Here is a 4,582-nt window from a genome sequence, read left to right on the forward strand (position 1 = left end):
CACCAGTCCATTTTTTAGCCATTAGTCATGCCATCCTGTGGGATGGCTGTGAATTATTTTAGAGGGAATCCGCAAAGTTCTGTCAAATCTTTTCTGGATCAGTGACCCATAAAATCATGGCAAAGTTGACAAAATTAAACTTTTGAACAGGCAGCAATCCTGGTTTGCATTTGTTGAGGAAAAACAAGACCGGGTCGCCTACTGCGATTCCTAAGGCAGCAACAAGTGTGAATAGGTTCCATATGAGATCTGCCAAGCCACCTACAAAGATGGACATGAATTTGCAAACACCCATGAACATCCATACGGTTACAAAGTAGAAGCCCACGACTATAATCATAGGCATGAATGGCGGCATGTCCTTCGACCCAGCCACTAACATAACAATACTCCATATCAGTCCAGCGCTAAGGGAACGCATAAGATGAAGGCCAAGAGTAGGCCCCCATTTGCATACTTTTATGCTTTCACGAAAACTCATAATGTTTAAATGTTAAAGTGATTTCTTGGGTATTACTTCTTCTCTACCTGCTGGATCGCATCAAAAGCTGTTATGTTGGAGAACAGGATAGCCATTAGACCAGGATAATATTTGTCCATGAGGTTGACGGAACAACTGATAAGCGATCCGACCATCTTTGGCGTAAGGACTCCACCTTCAATATCAACCGCTGACTTTGCTCGCACCTCTCCATCACTCATGTCCATTTCGATGTTCCCAAAGGAGAGTCCGTAAGTCGCACGAGTAATGAATTCGGCGACGATGGATCGCTTGTCTTCTGGAACCAAGTTCGGACTCGTACAAAATACAGTCACTCTTTCGGTGTCTTCGTTCGCTCTAATGGCGATCTTGAAAGATGCATTATCTCCTTTAACCGAGCAAACAATCAGGTCCTTTCCTTCGACCTTCTCAAAGTGCCATTCATCGCTTGTAAGGTATGTCTGCGCAATGTCGATCAATTTTCCCATAACCGTTGTCTTTCTACTGGTTTAATGTTGGTCTTTTTTACTTATCTGAGGTGAACGAAACGTGAAAGTTCCTAACTACCGCCCTTCGGGGTCATTCCGACAGATCGTCTTTAGCACGTCAAGACAAAAGTGAAAAATTGTTTTTTGGCTTTCGTCGGGTGCATTTTGGGGAGATTTGGATTGATCAGGCAAACTTACACGGATGTGACTTCGTAAGTGATTGATATGCAATCGTTTGGCGCGACAGAAAAGGGTGTGGCCGGTCATTATCCACTAAATTCAACGAGCGACTGGATTGTGCCCGAATGCTGCGGGGGACTTGGGGTTGTGTGCCAATCAAGACACCAGATGCCAGTTTTCCGCAATACGGAGATGTCTCCGGTCTGCACAGCAACGTTAATGAGAATAATTTGCATTAACCCGGAAGGGGGGCGTAGCGGGGATCACCCGCTGAGATGGGAGCCGCTACAAGGTAGCAGCGCGGGAAGAGCCTTCTTCCCGGCCAAAAGTGGGTAAGGTGTATTCAAATAATCGCGCCTGTATTTTGGACTGTCTCCGCCCGCATCTGCTTTTCCCAAATCAAACTGGACAGGTTTTTGTATTCACGAAACCTAGTGGTATTTTGGGCACCGCACTGTTCGATCCATGAAACGCATTGGCTAAGGGGGCCCTGCCCCAGTCCCCGTGGCCAGGTGCCACGCCACAAGCGCGGCAGCACATGGGAGTGCGGTATCATCATGCCCGCGCCGGGCGGGCCGATCAAGGCGAGGGGCTCCGGTGGCCAGAGGGGAGCGGGCGGTCTCGATCCTGCCCGCAGGTGCGTGGCAAAAACGTGACCGATCACTGGCTCCCGATCACTCCCCCCGTGTCACCGGAGTAATCGGATGGAGGCACAAACCTCAACCGGAAGAATGCCCGATCTGGTGGCGAGGGTCCGTCTGGAATGGATACCGTCACGCGTTCGAAACCTGGCATGGCATCCGGCACCGCTTCTTCGGGCACCGGCACGGATTCCCACGTTTCCAGGTCGGAGGATTTGTAAGCCCAATAGTCCGACTGCGTCAAAGCGACCCGGCGGCGGAAGTTGAGTTCGCTCCGCCTTGTGCCGTCCGCCAATTTAACCCGGCGCAATTCCGGTTGGTAAGGGGCCGGGTCCGGGCTTGTGGGTGAAAGGCCAAAGGCGTATTCGAGAAGCAATGAAATTCCATCGCCGTCCGGGTCTTCCGACGGGTTGGGGGTGTTCACCGGAAAGTTCCTGGCGAGCCACGCACCGAGTTCTTCGTGATCCGCCAGCCAGCCCCGCGCCGCCCATGCACGATGCAGGTTCGCTGTGGTCGAATCGGGTAGCAGTCCGTCAAAAGTGACATCCGCAGTCGAATAGGCCCGCAAGCGGTTTCCCACGACGGTCGGCAAGAGTGACCGTGGCGATTTTGAGCCGAACAGCCAACTGGATAGATCCGCGTGGTCCTCCCAGTTATAAAGTGTGGGGCCATTGGCGCTTTCGACCCAAGCGAACCAGTGGTCGAGGCGGGGCTTATCCTTGGATGTGAATAGGCTTGAGTCCGACCAAGGCCACGGGGCTTGATAGAGTCCCTTTGCCATTTGGGATTGCTCAGTGGCCGCAGTGAACCATAGCCAGGCGGAGAACCGGTTGTCGTAGGGGCCGAAGGTGAGGAACTTGGGATAACGGCCCAGCAAATCTTGAAGCGTCGGGGATCCGTCGCACAGCCACCCGAAGAAGTCGCAGGCTGGGAGGGACCCGTCCAACGACGCGAGGTAATCAAGTGCGCCGCGCAAGGTCATGATCATGGCGGCGATGTTCCGTCGGTCATGGGCATCCGTCTCGTAGCCGGCGGCACTTCCGTGGCCGCGTGGATAGACCGGTAACGTGTAATGGCTGAAGTCGGCGGCGGGCTCCGTGATGGAAATCAGGCGCTGGAGCGCAGTGGAGAGGTGGGGCCAAGCCTCGGCGCCGAAGTCAGCCAGAAAATCCTCGAACGAGAGCCCATTCGGGATTTCGCCATTCGCCCCTGCGGCTGCTGATGGCACAAAAACCACCGGCAACAAATCCGAAGTATTCGCAACCAACCTCGAAGCGACGATCCTGCCAGAGGGCGTCTTGGCGGCGAGGCGCAGTTCCAGTAACGCCGCTGCCAAATGGGCACGCGGATCGGCAGGGGCAATCGCAAGCGCCTGATTCACCAGCGCGAGGGCTTGTTCATCGCGTCCTACTCCGGGCGTGGCCAGGAGCGCTCCCGCCTCCGCCAGCAATTGTTCCAAACCGGGGCCGGTCGCCTGGGAAGTCACGGTCACTCGAGTTTCGCCGTCGAGCTCCGCCTTGGCGAGCACCCGGATGTGATAGGTCTGTCCTGCTTCGGCGACAAACAGTGCCGAGCCGGGTGATGTCTGCACACAGGCTGGAACCAATGTGGCGAGGGAAGCGCCGGTGAAAACCTCCATCCGCGAATTGGTCTCATGCCAATGCCCGGGTGCTTGCAAGGATTGTTGGATGATGCTCACCACTTGTTGCATCCCGGAATGCCAGCGCAGCCAGACGCTTCCTTCCCCTGGATTGGCCGCCGGTTCTCCCGTCTCCAGCGTGCATCCGACCGTCGAAAGCAGCGCTCGCCCGTTGAGATCGACAGCTTCCGCGAAGTGATCCGCCAATTCTGCCGCCAGCAAGTGGAATAGAAAGCCCGTGTTGGGATCGTCCGTGGCTGAGATCTGAAATTGATAGGTTTCGCCTGCCACCGCATCAAACCGCCACTCGCGCCCCCAAGTATCGGGCAGGGCGTTGCCGATTTTCCCACCTGCAGAGAAAGCTTGGACCGCGACCCATGAAGCCGCAGGCCCTCCCTGCCCTTCGACTAGCAAATCCACCGGGCCGCTGGCGCGAGCGGTCCAACTACGCCAGACCGTCCGGGAAACAATGAAATCATTCGGCAGGTCCTCGCCGGGTGTTATGCTGGCTCCGAGAAAATGCCCCTCGTCGCGAATCGCCGAGGCTGAACCCAAATTCCGGGCGTTTTCCCGGAGGTCGTTTGGAGCCGCGAGTTCCAGATCGAGGGCAATCGGCGCTTCGCTCTGCCAGCGGTCATAACCGGCGATCCAGTATTCTGGGCCTGCGACGGCTTCAAACAGAATCCAGCTATTACCCTGATTCCGGACCGTGGCGGGAACGTTGACCGATGCCGAGGAGAATAGCGCGAAGGAACGTGTGCCGGGCAGGCCACTGTATGGGGTCCACGAAGAATCAGTGGATGCCTGGACAGGACTGGGAAACAAAGGTGTCGGGGTAGACCACAGCACAATCCCCACCCTGTCCAAAGGGTTTTGCAGCAGCCAAACGCCGGTGGACGGCGCTGTCCACCGCGCCCATGCCGATCCCAGCACTCCTTCGACCTGGGCTGTTTCCCCGGATTCCAAGGTCGCTCCGACCGGGTTGATGACAACGGAGTTGGGCACCACCACCCCAGCGTTAGGTCCGGCGTTTGGTGAAGAACAGACAATATCATGACTTCGTCATTGGGATGCAAAAGTCAGGTGCCGCGCCATGAGCGCGGCAGCACATGGGAGCGCGCTCCCATCATGCCCGCGCCGGGCGGCCCTATCC

3 protein-coding genes are annotated in these 4,582 nt (G+C 56.1%); all 3 read right to left on the bottom strand.

Annotation, left to right across the window (positions count from 1 at the left end; all coding sequences use genetic code 11):
• Nucleotides 1-82: 82 nt before the first annotated feature.
• Nucleotides 83-382, bottom strand: coding sequence for a hypothetical protein (locus tag WCS52_19300; GenBank protein ID MEI6169335.1), 300 nt, complete (start codon nucleotides 380-382; stop codon nucleotides 83-85).
• A 131-nt stretch (nucleotides 383-513) separates the two neighbouring features.
• Entirely contained in the window at nucleotides 514-969 is a 456-nt protein-coding gene (locus WCS52_19305) for a YbjN domain-containing protein (GenBank protein MEI6169336.1), read from the bottom strand.
• 840 nt (nucleotides 970-1,809) lie between these two features.
• Nucleotides 1,810-4,434 carry a hypothetical protein gene (locus WCS52_19310; GenBank protein MEI6169337.1) on the bottom strand — a complete coding sequence of 875 codons (2,625 nt, stop codon included), beginning with the start codon at nucleotides 4,432-4,434 and terminating at the stop codon, nucleotides 1,810-1,812.
• Nucleotides 4,435-4,582: the final 148 nt, after the last annotated feature.

It is taken from the genome of bacterium, assembly GCA_037128595.1.
GTDB lineage: Bacteria > Verrucomicrobiota > Kiritimatiellia > CAIKKV01 > CAITUY01 > JAABPW01.